The 14864-nt window shown below is 44.5% G+C and carries 13 protein-coding genes; 5 read left to right on the top strand and 8 right to left on the bottom strand.

Translation table 11 applies throughout. From position 1 onward, the window contains the following. Positions 1–19: 19 nt before the first annotated feature. Entirely contained in the window at positions 20–637 is a 618-nt protein-coding gene (locus AC23N5_RS03315; protein WP_487754467.1) for a Uma2 family endonuclease, read from the bottom strand. A 43-nt stretch (positions 638–680) separates the two neighbouring features. Between AC23N5_RS03315 and AC23N5_RS03310 the strand changes: the two genes are divergently transcribed. After that, positions 681–2015, top strand: a complete 1335-nt coding sequence (locus tag AC23N5_RS03310; protein ID WP_183977606.1) for a cation:dicarboxylate symporter family transporter — start codon at positions 681–683, stop codon at positions 2013–2015. Here AC23N5_RS03310 and AC23N5_RS03305 read toward each other — a convergent pair. Continuing rightward, a complete protein-coding gene (locus AC23N5_RS03305) occupies positions 2012–2470 on the bottom strand; it encodes a GNAT family N-acetyltransferase (RefSeq protein ID WP_183977604.1) in 459 nt (152 codons plus the stop codon). The genes AC23N5_RS03310 and AC23N5_RS03305 overlap by 4 nt on opposite strands. Positions 2471–2553: 83 nt before the next feature. On the opposite strand from AC23N5_RS03305, the gene AC23N5_RS03300 reads away from it, so the two are divergent. The 3 genes from AC23N5_RS03300 (at position 2554) to AC23N5_RS03290 (ending at position 5136) form a co-directional block, all read left to right on the top strand. After that, positions 2554–3189, top strand: a complete 636-nt coding sequence (locus tag AC23N5_RS03300) for a TatD family hydrolase (protein ID WP_487754466.1) — start codon at positions 2554–2556, stop codon at positions 3187–3189. 39 nt (positions 3190–3228) lie between these two features. Continuing rightward, complete coding sequence (locus tag AC23N5_RS03295; RefSeq protein ID WP_028523686.1) at positions 3229–4035, top strand: tRNA threonylcarbamoyladenosine dehydratase; 807 nt, start codon at positions 3229–3231, stop codon at positions 4033–4035. Between the two features lie 81 nt (positions 4036–4116). Beyond that, a complete protein-coding gene (locus AC23N5_RS03290; RefSeq protein WP_183977600.1) occupies positions 4117–5136 on the top strand; it encodes a GntR family transcriptional regulator in 1020 nt (339 codons plus the stop codon). 16 nt (positions 5137–5152) lie between these two features. Here the strand turns inward: AC23N5_RS03290 and AC23N5_RS03285 are convergent, their stop codons facing one another. From AC23N5_RS03285 to AC23N5_RS03260, 6 genes are all read right to left on the bottom strand, one after another. Continuing rightward, complete coding sequence (locus AC23N5_RS03285; protein ID WP_183977598.1) at positions 5153–6547, bottom strand: NADH-quinone oxidoreductase subunit N; 1395 nt, start codon at positions 6545–6547, stop codon at positions 5153–5155. Positions 6548–6612: 65 nt separating this feature from the next. Continuing rightward, on the bottom strand, positions 6613–8067 hold the full coding sequence (locus tag AC23N5_RS03280; RefSeq protein ID WP_487754465.1) for a complex I subunit 4 family protein: 1455 nt from the start codon (positions 8065–8067) through the stop codon (positions 6613–6615). 34 nt (positions 8068–8101) lie between these two features. Beyond that, positions 8102–10012 (bottom strand): NADH-quinone oxidoreductase subunit L, encoded by a 1911-nt coding sequence (nuoL, locus tag AC23N5_RS03275; protein ID WP_487754464.1) that lies wholly within the window; start codon positions 10010–10012, stop codon positions 8102–8104. A gap of 95 nt (positions 10013–10107) precedes the next feature. Beyond that, a complete protein-coding gene (gene nuoK / locus AC23N5_RS03270; RefSeq protein ID WP_028523691.1) occupies positions 10108–10452 on the bottom strand; it encodes an NADH-quinone oxidoreductase subunit NuoK in 345 nt (114 codons plus the stop codon). Between the two features lie 249 nt (positions 10453–10701). Beyond that, positions 10702–11211, bottom strand: a complete 510-nt coding sequence (locus AC23N5_RS03265) for a hypothetical protein (RefSeq protein WP_487754463.1) — start codon at positions 11209–11211, stop codon at positions 10702–10704. A 116-nt stretch (positions 11212–11327) separates the two neighbouring features. Beyond that, positions 11328–12167 (bottom strand): class I SAM-dependent methyltransferase, encoded by an 840-nt coding sequence (locus tag AC23N5_RS03260; protein WP_183977580.1) that lies wholly within the window; start codon positions 12165–12167, stop codon positions 11328–11330. A 331-nt stretch (positions 12168–12498) separates the two neighbouring features. Between AC23N5_RS03260 and AC23N5_RS03255 the strand changes: the two genes are divergently transcribed. Beyond that, entirely contained in the window at positions 12499–14814 is a 2316-nt protein-coding gene (locus AC23N5_RS03255; protein WP_487754462.1) for a BspA family leucine-rich repeat surface protein, read from the top strand. Positions 14815–14864: the final 50 nt, after the last annotated feature.

The raw sequence follows: 14864 nt of genomic DNA, 5'->3' as shown, positions 1-14864 counted from the left end.
GGGAGGAAATAAGCTATTTTTATTCGATTTCGATGCCTTCTTCTTTGATGAGTTGAGCAAGGTTGAGAACACAATCGTCTAAAACGGGGATGTTGGTATCAAACGGAACCATAGTCCATGTTTCGGTTTTTGAAAAAACAAAAATGATTTTGGTTTGAGTCGAAATCCAAATCACCCTTTCGGTGCCGAACTCAAGCATTTTTTGTGCTTTTTCAATGATATAGCTAAATTTTTCATCGTGGTCGTCGGGGTCAATATCTATTTTGATGTCTATTTCTACTACCACTTTGGGAGCTACCTCAAAATAACGATTGTTTAGCGTCAGCCCTTCTTTTTCAAAAATAGCGATGTCATTAGCGAGGTTCGTGTTTTTACTGATATGAATCCCAATCTCGTTGGTAGCTACAAAATACTTTTTTCGATTAATATGGCTGTTAATAAACCAAACCATAATACTAACCAAAATGCCTTGTAATGAACTACAACCCATAATTTCAGCCGTTTTTTTCTTTTTGTCTAGTACGTCCCTGTAGCCTTTGTACGGCAATACTTTCCCATTCAAGGTTTCATAAACCAAGTACGAAGGGATTTTTTCAAGTTTTCGTTTACGACGCGGTACTTTCTGAGTAGTAGTCATAACATAATCAGTTTTAAACAAATATAAGCCCTAAACATCTACAATGCAAACGACTTCATCTCGTTCAGGACTCGCTAAACTCTTCACCAATCTGACCTTTTGGGTTTTGACGGCCATCACAATTGGCATCTTATTAGGGCATTTTCGACCCGATTTGGCGTTGATGAAAGTATTGGATGAACCCATCAAAGGCAAATTCTTAGGTCAAGAACTTGAAATTGGGGCCACTTTTAGCGAAATGTTGGGCAAAACGTTCATTAGCGTGGTCAAACTCTTCATTAACCCCATTATTTTCCTCACCATCACGTTGGGAATAATTTCGATGGGAGATTTAAAGAAGGTCGGAAAAGTGGGTGCCAAAGCGCTGTTGTACTTTGAGGTCGTAACGACCGTAGCGCTGATTATTGGGATAATCGTGGCCAATGTCATCCGTCCAGGCGATGGTGTGGTGACGGATAGCATCAAAGGAGGCGATATTTCTAAATACACCAAAAGCGCTGGGGCGTTCAGCTGGTGGAAGTTTTTTATGGATAATTCCACGCTCCAAGTTCTTGCCGTGGCGATTGTGCTTGGGGCGGTGCTAAGTAACTATTCGGGACGGCAAAAGGTAATCGATTTTCTCGCGCCTATTTCCAAAGTAATTTTTAAAGCACTGCACCGCGTCATGATGCTTGCGCCGATTGGAGCGTTTGGCGGAATGGCATTTACCATTGGAAAATACGGTATTCAAACGCTGTTACCTCTTGCAAAACTGATGGTGACGGTTTATACCACCATGGGAATCTTTGTCTGCGTGGTGCTGTGGTACATCCTCAGGACGGCCAAGGTGGACTTGTTTAAGTTTTTGCGCTACATCCGCGAAGAGCTTTTGATTGTACTGGGTACTTCGTCGTCGGAGGCGGCTTTGCCTTCTTTGATGGAAAAACTAGAAAAAATGGGCTGCTCCAAGTCGGTGGTGGGGCTGGTCGTTCCTGCGGGGTATTCGTTTAACCTCGACGGAACGACGATTTACCTTTCGATGGCCGTTATTTTCTTGGCGCAAGTGTTTAACGTGCACTTGGATTTGACCCAAATGCTAACCATTATCGGTATTTTGATGGTAACGTCCAAAGGAGCGGCGGGTGTAACGGGCAGCGGCTTCATCGTGTTGGCATCGACACTGACGGCGCTCAAGGCCATTCCCGTAGAAGGGTTGGCGTTGTTGTTGGGCGTTGACCGTTTTATGTCCGAAGCCCGCGCTATTACCAACTTCATCGGAAATGCCGTGGCAACGGTGTGGTTGGCCAACCACGAAAAAGAATTTGACCGTCAGAAAATGCACTACGCGTTTGGAAACGTCGAACAGTTTGAAGACATCAAAACCGATAACCTCGATTAAGCTTCCCGAATCATAATCGTGTGCGGAATCCCGTCTTCGAGGTAATCTTCGCCCGTTGATTTGAAACCAAACGATTCATAAAACGTTAACAAATACTGTTGGGCGCCAATCTTGATGGGTTGGTGCCCAAATAATTTTTCACATTGCTCAATAGAATACGTCATCAACTGCCTTCCTGCTCCTTGTCCGCGCACTTTGTTGGAAGTAGCTACCCGCCCAATCGACGTAAAGCCTTCAAAAGATAGGTTTAAGTCAAACAAACGAGTGTAAGCTACCAACGCCCCGTCGTTGTCGTAACCAAGGCAATGCCAAGCGTAAAAGTCCTTTCCGTCGGCATCGTGAAAAGGGCAATTTTGTTCCACAATAAATACATCAATGCGAAGTGCAAGCAAGTCGTATAATTGTCGTAAACTGAGCTGATCGAAGGGAAGGCACTGAAACGTGATGGCGGCCATAATTTTCGGGAGGTTTGCTATCTTTGACAAAGGACAATGATTTGGCAAAATTGGAACAATTTTTAAATTTTCACACACATAACGTGTCAGAACTTCCCGCTGAGCGAAGTATTTTAAACATTCTCGGGCAAGATATGGCTGCGTACGGCTTTGACCCCAACCGTTGGGTATCGGTCGGCATTCATCCTTGGTATGTTGATGTTGAAACATGGCAAATCCAGTTGGTAGAATTAGAAGGACGGGTAGCTCAAGAGGAAGTAAAAATGATAGGGGAATGTGGCCTTGATCGTTTGATTCCACTTTCGTTAGAAATACAGCTCCAGGTGTTTGAAGCACAAGTTCAAGTAGCCGAGCGGGCACAAAAACCCGTCGTAATTCACTGTGTACGGGCTTTCAATGAATTGTTGCAATGGCATAAAAACCGACGAACGCAAGTGCCTTTGATTATTCATGGATTTAATACCCAACCGCAAATAGCGCGGCAATTGCTCCAAAAAGGATTTTATCTATCGTTGGGAACGGCATTGCTTCGGGAGAACTCTAACGCCACAAAAGTGCTTCAAGAAATGCCCATCGAACGGCTTTTTCTCGAAAACGACGACCGCGATGTTCCCATTGAGGAGGTCTATCAAGCAGCTTCTGTGCATTTGCAGTGTACTACAGGACACCTACAAAACCAAATTTGGACTAACTTTGCAGCACTGTTTTCGCAGAAATAGCCTAGCGGGCTCTTTTATTTATTTAAGATAGTGTTTGAAATGGCAGATTTAGGATGGCTTTCGCGTACGCGCCTCATGGTGGGCGACGAAGGATTAGATAAACTTCAACAAGCCCACGTGTTGGTGGTGGGGCTAGGTGGCGTCGGTTCGTTTGCTGCCGAATTTATTGCGCGTTCAGGGGTAGGAACGATGACCATTGTCGATGGCGACGTTGTTGACCCTTCCAATCGTAACCGACAACTTCCCGCCCTCGCAACCACCCACGGGCAGTCAAAGGCCGAATTGATGGCGGAACGTTTGTTGGCCATTAATCCCGAGTTGAAACTAACGGTGATTAAAGAATTTTTGACCCCTCAAAAAGTACGCGATATTCTTGGTGCAGCCTCGTACGACTACGTGATGGATTGCATCGACAGTATTACCCCAAAATTGACCCTTTTGGTAACGTCGCGAGAGTATAATTATCCGCTGGTAAGTTCGATGGGAGCGGGAGGGAAATACGATCCCACTCAGTTGAAAGTAGCTGATTTGTTTGATACGTACGAGTGTTTTTTAGCCCATTACGTTCGCAAGCGCCTCAAAAAATACGGGATTACGTCAGGCATAACGGCCGTGTTTTCGACCGAAAAAGTACAAAAGGATTCGTTGATGCTGACGGATGGGAATAACTTTAAACGTTCTGCCTACGGTACTATTTCGTATTTGCCCGCTACTTTTGGAAGCGTCTGTGCCTCTGTTGTTATTCGAGAATTGTTGGGACAAAAAGTGCCGTTGCACAAGAACCCTTTGAAAGAGATAAAGAAAAAACAACAGCAAAAAAAGGCGAAAAAAGCGCAAAACAAGTAACTTTGATGAATGACTAGCCCACAACAAGCTATTACTTACTGTCCAAATTGGCAGTAACATGGCCAATAAGCCTTACTTCGCATGAGCTTTACCCTACATCTTGACCACGACGCTAAAACCCCTAAATACAAGCAAATTGTAAAATCGGTGATTAGCTCGATTGAACGTGGTGTTTTAAAACAGGACGACCAACTTCCTTCCATCAACGAACTGAGTGAAGAGTACTATTTAGCGCGCGACACCGTTGAAAAAGCCTATAAAGAACTCAAAGCACTAGGAGTGATTGACTCCGTACGCGGGAAAGGCTTTTATATTTTGAACGAAAAGCCAAAGCAAATGCGGGTGTTGTTGGTGATGAACAAACTCAGCGCCTACAAAAAAGCCGTGTATGAAGCTTTTGTGAGTACCTTGGGCGACCGCGCAGCAGTGACGTTACACATACATCACGGCAACGTACGGGTGTTCGACGACATTATGAAAGAGAGCATCGGGCATTATCACTACTACGTAATCATGCCGCACTTTTATGACGAGGCAGACCGCGTGTCGGTATTGTCGATGCTCAAAAAGATTGACCCCAAAGAACTCATTTTACTCGACCGCGAGTTTTCGGATTTTTCGGGAGAATACGCCAGCGTTTACCAAGATTTTACGGACGATATTTACGGTGCTTTGCAGTCGGGAATAGACCTGCTGAGTAAATACGAGGAAATGGTACTCGTGTTTCCGCAGGATGTAAAGTATCCACCTGAGATTGTACGCGGTTTCCGTAACTTCTGTGCACACTACCACAAGCAAGGACGAATTATCGGCAAGGCGTCCGACGACGAAGTCCTCAAAGGCCGCGCCTACATTGTGTTGGAAGATTCGGATTTGGCCGAATTAGTAAAAAAGACCAGACTACAAAGCCTGGTCTTGGGTGAAGAGGTAGGAATAGTATCTTTTAATGATACGCCCCTTAAAGAGGTTTTGGCCAATGGAATCACCGTTATTTCGACAAACCACAGCCAAATGGGGCGTACAGCGGCAGAGTTGATTCTAAAAGGAAAGGTGATGAATCTCAAAAACCCTTTTGGCCTGATTCGGCGCGGTTCCCTTTAAAAAGCCACTTATTGCTTTATACTAACCCTTTTAACAAATCGGGAAGTAACCCGAAGAAAAGGGTAATGATGGTTGTTACAATCAACACCAAACGGTAGAATTGTGGCACTTTGATGGCATTTCCTTCGCCTTCGCGCATGTAAGCGGCAATCACGGCTTTGAAGTAATAATAAATACCCACAGCCGACATCAAAACGGCCACAATCAAAATCCACGTCAAGCCACGCTCTACGACGCTTGAGAATACAAAGAATTTACCCCAAAACCCAGCCGTAAGCGGGATTCCAGCGAGTGAAAGCATCGACACCGTTAGGACGAAAGCCAAGAGTGGGTTTTTCTTGCCCAACCCGTTGAAAACATTGAAGTTTTCGCTCACTTCGTTTGACCGTACGCCCGTTTCTTTCCCAACAATCATCAACACGCCAAAAGCGCTGATGGTAGCTAATGAATACGCCAACGAGTAGAAGACAATTGCATCTTGAGACTGTGAGCTAAGAGCTGTAAGGCTCAGAAGCAAGTATCCCGCGTGCGAAATACTCGAATAAGCCATCATGCGTTTGAAGCTATTTTGGTAAACTGCCGTAATGTTTCCAGCCAAAAGCGTCAGCACCGTAATACCCGCCAGGGTTGACCACCAGAAGGTATAGGCACCCGAAAACGAGCCCGAAAGCAGGCGGTAAATGGCCGCAAAACCTGCTGTTTTTACAATGGTTGACATAAAGGCTGTAAACACCGTTGGCGCTCCGTCATAGACGTCGGGAGTCCAGAAGTGGAAAGGAGCAGCTGATACTTTGAAAAGCATACCAATCAACAACATCAACAAACCTACGTACATCATAACCGACGGACTAGGGTTTGTTAATACGTATGATTTGAGGGCTGTCAGGTTGAATGAACCCGTAGCGCCGTACAACAACGCCATTCCGAAAAGCATAATTCCTGTCGCAAACGAACCCATCAAGAGGTATTTAAGGGCGGCTTCGTTGGAGCGTAAATTGCGCTTATCACTACCTGTCAGTACGTACATAGAAACCGAAAGGATTTCGACGCCTACAAAGAGCATGAGTAGGTTTTCGTATCCAATCATAATGATGGCTCCTACCAACGAAAACAACATAATGGCGTAGTATTCGGCAGGTTGGGCAGCCTCATCGTCGATAAAGCCGCGCGTAAGCGCCGAAATCAACAAAGCCGAAATCAACACAATGCCCGAAAAAGCCATCGTAAGTTTATTCTCGAAAAGCATTCCTTTGAAATACAACGACGGTGCATCGTTCCAGTTAGCAAAGTTGGCAATCAAGGTAATAACCAGTACCAAGAGTGTGGCAGGTAGTAGTATATTTTTCGATTTTTGAAAACCCAAAAACAATACCAGAAGGCCAAGTATGGAAAGAAGTATGATTGGAAGCATTTTGTTTAATTTTTCAATTTGAAACGGGGCGGTTCGCCGTTGCGACCGCTTAAAAAACTCTCAAATTAATAATGAATCATTTGTAATAGGTTACTTACCGCAGGCTCGGTCAGCTTCAAGAAAGAGTTAGGATAAAGCCCCATCCAGAAAACCATGATGACCAACGGCACCAATACCGCACGCTCACTAAACGACAAATCGGCAAAGTGCTCAGTGAATGCAGACTTTGCGCCAAACATTGATTTTTGGAACAAACGAAGCATGTAAACCGCTCCCAAAATGATGGTAGTACCCGCAATTGCCCCTAACCAAATGTTTGACTCATACACCCCACGAAGCAACAAAAACTCACCTACGAAACCGTTTGTCAATGGAAGTGCAACACTTCCCAACATCAGAATCATGAAGTAAACTGTCAAATGAGGCGTACGTTGGGTAATACCGCCCAATTGCTCGATGTTACGCGTTTTGGTACGAGAGAAAATAATTTCGATGATGAAAAACAAACCTACGACATTGATTCCGTGGGCCAACATCTGAATCAACGCACCTTGTACGCCGCTAAGGGTTTGGGAAAATACCCCCGCCGACATCAAGCCTACGTGCGCAAACGATGAATACGCGATGAGGCGTTTCATGTCGCGCTGCTGAATGGCGATGATAGAACCGTAAACAATTCCGATGACCGACAAAACGATGGCCGTTGTTCCCCACGTTTGTAAACCTAACGGAACGATTGGCAACACAAAACGAATCACCCCATAAACCCCCATTTTAAGCATGATACCCGCCAAAAGCATGGTTGCAGGTGTTGGAGACTCGGTGTAAGTATCAGGCTGCCAAGTGTGGAATGGAAACACAGGCATCTTAATCGCAAAAGCAATAAAGAAAGCCCAGAAAATCCAGCCTTGCTTTTGGGCATCGAGGGCTAATTTATAAAAAGCCGAAATTTCAGACGTATGTCCCTGTGCTGAAGTGGTTTGGTAGTACAAATACACCAACGCCACGAGCATAAACAAGCTTCCGAAAATGGTATAAACAAAAAACTTGAAAGTGACTTTGATACGGTCTTCGCCGCCCCAAACTGCCGCCAAGAAATAGATAGGAATAAGGGCAGCTTCAAAGAATAAATAGAACAAGAATGCGTCGGTTGCGGTAAATACCCCCATCAAAGCAGCTTGCATGAAGAGGATAAGCGCATAAAACGTCGAAGCATTTTTGTAAGGCTGACGGAAGGTCGAGAGAACAATGAGCGGCGTTAAGAAGGCCGTAAGCATCACGAGCAAGATGCTGATGCCGTCAATACCTCCTGCAAACGAAATCCCCGCTGATTGAATCCAAGGGTAACTGAAACTGAACTGTTGAGCCGCCGTAGGTTGAAATTGAGCGTAAATCACCACTGCCAAAACCAGCTCAATCGCCGCCCCAACTAGGGCCAGCTGCTTTGCGCTGTTGTTTTTGGTGAGTAACGTAATCACCCCTGCAATCAACGGAATGAGTATAAGTGAAAGAGTAAGCATATTAAAATGTCGATTTCAGAATGTATCAAAAATTTCACTTCAGTAAGAAATTCCACGCCAATACAAGGACGATACCAATCACCATCGCAAACACGTAGAAGCCTGTTTCACCCGTTTGCAACAAACGAAGACGGCCGCCTAAAAACTGTACCAAACGGCCCGAGCCGTTGACGATGACATCAATCAAGAACTCACCGAAGCTGTAAAGAATATCTGAAAGTTTGCTGATGGGCTTCACAAACACCGAATCGTATAACTCGTCGATGTAGTATTTGTTTTGAAGTACTTTGGGGAAGCCTGTCACGTCTTTGTCGGCCGCAGGAACCACTGCTTTGCTGATAAACAAGCTGTACGCAAACCCAATCGCCAACACTGCCGCACCTACCGACACACCCATCAAAATATATTCGGTTGAATGTTCAAGGTGACCTTCAAAAAGCGCAGGGTTTACTTGTTTAGACCCTTCAAACAACGGTGCCATGAAGTGCCCCAAGGCTTCGCCGCCGCCCAATACGTGCGGAATGTTCATCAAACCACCCACGGCCGACAATACCGCCAACACCATCAATGGAATGGTCATGGTAGCTGGAGACTCGTGCAAGTGGTGTTCTTGCTCATGCGTTCCACGGAAGTTTCCAAAGAACGTTACAAACAATAAACGGAACATATAAAAAGCAGTCATCATTGCGCCCACAATTCCTAGCGCCCACATGATTTTGTTGTGCTCAAATACGTGCGCCAAAATTTCGTCTTTCGAGAAGAAACCTGAAAGTGGGAAAATACCCGCAATGGCAAAAGTCGCAATCGTAAATGTCCAGAAGGTAACGGGCAAATGCTTGCGCAAACCACCCATGTTGCGAATGTCTTGCTCGTCAGACATGGCGTGAATCACACTACCTGCTCCCAAAAACAACAACGCCTTGAAGAAAGCGTGCGTCATAACGTGGAACATGGCCGAGGTATAAGCCCCCACGCCCAACGCCAAAAACATATATCCTAATTGACTCACGGTAGAGTAAGCCAATACTTTTTTAATGTCGTTTTGATACAAACCAATCGACGCTGCTACCAAGGCGGTCAACAAACCAATGCCTCCCACAAAACCGAGGGTAGCAGGTGCCAACGAATAGAGCACGTTGGAGCGAATCACCATGTAGATACCCGCCGTCACCATCGTTGCGGCGTGGATAAGGGCCGATACAGGCGTTGGCCCCGCCATCGCGTCAGGGAGCCACGTGTAAAGTGGAATCTGGGCTGATTTTCCCATCGCACCTACAAACAAGAGCGCCGTGATGGTTACAATCACTGTATCGTTGATGCCAAAACCGCCGTTGGCTGCTTTATTGAATACTTCGAGGTACTCAACTGAGCCGAAGTGTTGGATAATCATAAAAATCCCCAACAAAAAGCCCAAGTCCCCGATGCGGTTCATAATGAAGGCTTTGCGGGCGGCATTGTTGTAGTTGGTTACTTTGTTCCAAAAACCGATGAGTAAATAAGAACAAAGCCCTACGCCTTCCCATCCGATAAACATGATGACGTAATTAGAACCCATCACCAACAGCAACATGAAGAACAAGAAGAGATTAAGGAAGGCAAAAAACTTCCCGAAGCCTTCGTCGTGGTGCATGTAGCCAATCGAATAAATATGAATCAACGAACCTACGCCCGTCACGACCATCAGCATCAATAGCGATAACTGGTCAATTTGGAACGAGAAAGGAATCGTAAGTTGCCCAATTGAAATCCAATCAAAAAGTTTTACCACTTGAGGCTGACCGTCGAAGCTGTTCCATGCCAAGATGGAAATGATAAAAGCTCCCAACGTAGCGGCCGAACCAATGACCCCCACTAGGCTCTTGGGAACGTGCCGAAAACCTATGCCATTGATGGTAAAACCAATCAGTGGCAACAAGGGTATAAGAATAAGTAAGGATGGAGACATATATTTTTGAAACGTTAGTGGTCAATTGTTAACTGTTTAGCAGCGGTAGCTGTTCAACGATTAACAATTAACGGATAACAAACAACAACTTTTAATTACCATTTCAATTTATTCAAGAAACCAATGTCGATGGTTCGGGTATTGCGATAGATCATCACAATAATCGCCAACCCTACTGCCACTTCAGCGGCAGCAACCGCCATGATAAAAAACACAAAAACCTGGCCAACGGGGTCAGATTTGTAGGTTGAAAAGGCGATAAGTAAGAGGTTAACGGCGTTGAGCATCAGTTCGACGCTCATAAAAATGATCAGCGCGTTGCGACGGGTCAATACCCCCAGAATGCCTATCACGAACAGTGTTGTCGCCAACAACACGTAGTTTTGGAGAGGGATAGACTGTATTACGCCAGGAATCGACGGTGTAGCTTGTGGAAACATATAGTAGTTAGGTCGAAAAGATGTCTGTTGGTGAAATAAGTCCCAAAAACGGGGGCAAATTTACTGAATAATCGTAGTTGCCCAAATTAGAAGTCTAAAAACTGTACTTATTAGAAAAAGTACCTCGGTAATTTTTGCGTTACCCTCCTGCTACGCAGGGCATTGGTGGAGAGAAGGAGCAAACAGATTGGGAGGATTTAAAACTACTGCCGATTGTGCGAGTGTCCTCGCTCGTGCCATCGGGGTATCCTATTTTACTTTTGGGAGTAGCGAAATGATTGTGAATATACCAGGGTCATTTCGGTAATCAGTCGAAATAATCAAATCTTCTAAAAATCCTTCTCTAAATTTAGTGTCAACGCGTATTTCCTTCGTTGATAAATAAGATGAAGTAGGGTAAATACTGGTATATTCTCCTTTAAAAGCCATTATCGACTTATCGGATGGATTGACTTGTTTGATAAGAGATACATCGGCCGTTAGGTGATAGTTAAATGGTGGAGTATTGGCCTTTTTGGCTACACCCGTCAATTGAATTTTGATGTCGTAAGTATCCACTCCTGTTTGAGATACGGTGGCGGTGACAGTTTCCTGAAAATTAGTATAGTCAGAAAGCATGTTTTGAAATACGCCTGGCTTAGCGACAGTATAGGTAGAGGAGTAAGTGCCAACCAAGCCTGGAGAAATGGTAACAACTGTTTCTTTCTTTTGACAACCCAAAAGGCAGATTGTTAAGGCAAGAGCGAGGCAAAACTTCATGGGAATGTAGGTTGAGTTTAAGCCTCAAAAGTGAGCAAAAGTATTTGCTTCACCTAACCGTTTAATCAAAACCCTTGCTAGCACAAGCGTCCCCGCTCGTGCTAGCAAAAAATCGTTTATGAATATTTACGGGCAGGGCCGATGATCCATCGCTTCAAGGTTTTTTGCCAAGTACTGCCGAGCCAAGCATCAAATAATTTGTCGCGAAGGCCAAGCGGGGGGATTTGAGGGGCGTGTTGGGGCGCTGCCGATAATACCAAATGAAAGCTGCCGCTAGCCGCGCCGCTGTATTTGGTACCGCCACGAACAAATTGGGTATTGAAAAAATCCACGAAAGCGGCTTGGTGGAACAACCCGAGTCCTTCAAATTTTTTAATCCACCACTCTTTGGGTTGGACAGTTTGATGAAGATTGACGCCGTTGACAATATCGTCCACCGTGGCAACGCTCATAATCCACAAGCCGTGGGGGGCGAGGTGCTTCTTGATGTTGGAGGCCACGACCTCAATTTTTTCTTCGGCAATGTGCTCCATCAACTCCCACGAAGTCACTAATTCAAACTGAACGGGCGTTTGTTTGGTTTGGGTTTGGATTGAAATATCAAAATTTTCGGTGACATCGCAGGTAAACAAATTGTCAGGGATGGTAGCCCACTCTGCGCGTTTAAATTTTTTGGAATAATCACTTCCCTCCAGTCCGACGGCAAAACAACCGTCGTTTAGACAGTCGCGGACGAACCCACCGCCCGCACAACCCATGTCTAAAATTTTCCAAGGCCGAGGAAAAGAGGCAAATACTTGGTAAACTTTCTCATTGAAACGGTAATTGCGGCTATTGTCGTTGGCTGTGCCCCAAGGTATCAAGTGGTCAGGCGAATCAAAAGCGACGGGTTTGAGGGTATCAACAACAATGCGGGACGCGTCCGTAAATTCAAAAGAAGGAGGGGAGAAAAGCATAAAATCAATGTTGAAACAAATGAACGGCCAAAAATACAGTAAATTTTGATAGCGCGAGCGTCTTACGATTGCGCGAGCGTCCCCGCTCGTGCTGACTATTCCTAGGCTTCTAGCCTTGGTAGGGAAAACAGAAGGCTAGAAGCCTACTAATAAATGACACGAGCGGGGACGCTCGCGCCATCGGGGTATTTATTTTCTATACTTGTTTTTGTGTAATTAGTATTGAACTAATATATCCAAAGTAGTGTGGCAATAACAATACTTTTACAGATAACTATAAATTAGCTAAGTAATAAAAAAACTATCATTAAAATAGTATATAATTGCTAGTATGAAACAACTATTTTTATTTTTTGTGGCTTTGCTAATAAGCCAACAGTTGACAGCTCAAAACCGCCCTTTCATCACTCGCTGGAATTTGGCTACGGCGGGTTCGGGAACTACGCAGTTGAGTTTTGGAGTAGCGACCTCAGGCACAGTTAATTATACTTGGGAAACCGTTCCCTCAGGAACGAGCGGGTCGGGTACGTTTACGGGTACTACGGCCACCATCACAGGTTTACCCGTTAATGCTACCATTGAATTACGCATTTTACCGACCAACTTCCAACGATTTATAATGAACAGGGGCTCTGATAGAAGCCGCCTGACCTCGATTGAACAATGGGGCGATGTGGCTTGGAAAAATATGAATAGTGCTTTTTATGGTTGTCAATACATGGTACTCAATGCTAAGGATGTACCAAATACCGCTGCTGTAATGGATATGAGTGCTATGTTTGCTGATTGTCGTTCTTTTAATCAACCTTTACCTAATGGCTTTAACACAGAGGCTGTAACGAATATGAGTGCTATGTTTGCTGATTGTCGTTCTTATAATCAACCTCTACCGATTAGTTTTAATACTTCAAACGTAAAGAACATGAGCGATATGTTTTCTGTTTGTAGCAGATACAATCAACCTTTACCGAGTAGCTTTATTACATCATCGGTTATTGATATGAATAGTATGTTTTATGATTGTAGTTCATATAATCAACCTTTACCGATTAGCTTCAATACTTCTTTAGTAAAGAATATGAGTATGATGTTTTTTGGGTGCTCTTCTTACAACCAACCCCTACCTAATAGTTTTAATACATCGTCAGTAACGGATATGGGTAGTATGTTTGGTGGTTGTAGTGTTTATAATCAACCTCTACCTAATAGTTTTAATACATCGTCAGTAACGGATATGGGTAGTATGTTTGGTGGTTGCAGTTCTTACAACCAACCCTTGCCTAACAGCTTTGAGACAGGATCTGTTACGGAGATGGGTTTTATGTTTTCTGGTTGTAGTTCCTATAACCAAGTCTTGCCCATTAGCTTTAATACGTCAGCTGTAATGTATATGAGTTTTATGTTTTCTGGTTGTAGCTCCTATAACCAAGTCTTGCCCATTAGCTTTAATACGTCAGCTGTAAGGAGTATGCAATCTATGTTTTCTAATTGTCGTTCCTATAACCAAGTCTTGCCCATTAGCTTTAATACGTCATCGGTAACGAGTATGAGTTCTATGTTTTCTGGTTGTAGTTCTTATAATAAACCCTTTCCCATTAGTTTTAATACGTCATCGGTAACGAATATGAGTTTTATGTTTTGGGACTGTACCTCCTATAATCAACCCTTGCCTAGTAGTTTCAACACGGGAAAAGTAATCAATATGCTAAATATGTTTTGGGGTGCCACAGCCTTTAATCAAAATATAGGAGATTGGAATGTTGGGGCTGTAACGAATATGAATATGATGTTTTCAGGGGCCACTGCCTTTAATCAAAGTTTAGCTGCTTGGGGTTCAAAACTTCATCCTAATGTAAACTTGACGAACTTTCTTGATAACTGCGGCATGAGTGTAGCCAACTACGATGCCACGCTAACGGGTTTTAACGCGGGTACTGTAACAGGAAGAAGTTTGGGGGCAGTGGGGCTTAAATACTGTTCATCTGCCACCGATAGAGCCAATTTAATAAAACCCGTAGCCGATGGCGGTAAAGGCTGGACCATAACGGGTGATGCACTTTTATGTTTGTCGGTTCCTGAAATAAACGTCAAAGGGAACAACGTATCCATTGCAGATGGTGACACAACGCCTTCAATAAATGACCACACCGATTTTGGCACTCAATCGGTAGGAATAGGGGCGGTTATCCGAACATTTACCATTGAAAATACGGGCGCAGGAGTGTTGAACTTAACGGGTTCGCCCAACAAAGTGGTTATTTCGGGTACACATGCCGCAGATTTTACGGTGAATGTTCAACCTTCTTCGCCCGTAGCAGCTAGCAGTGGCAGCACTACTTTTCAGATTACCTTCACACCATCAGCAGGAGGATTACGGAGGGCTACTATCAGCATCGCCAATGATGATGCCGATGAAAATCCTTACAATTTCGATATTCAGGGAATCGGGTGCGGTGTGGCATCGCTTTCGATTGCCAACAACATCAGTTCAGGGACGGGTCTTTACGGAGCTACGGCCATTATGGCGACTAATCAAATCGTCTATGCCAATGTAGAGTACAGAGGAGAAAGCTCGGTGACATTACTGCCTGGATTTAAAGCCGAGGAAACGGTCTTTAAAGCACAAATTGGGGGTGGTTGTAACTAATTGCCGATAGCGCGAGCGTCCCCGCTCGTGCTGACTATTCCAAGGCTTCG

The sequence above is a fragment of the Runella sp. R5_40 genome (genome assembly GCF_057652295.1).
Note: the sequence above shows the minus strand (reverse complement) of the source record. Positions and strands in the feature narration are given on the sequence as shown.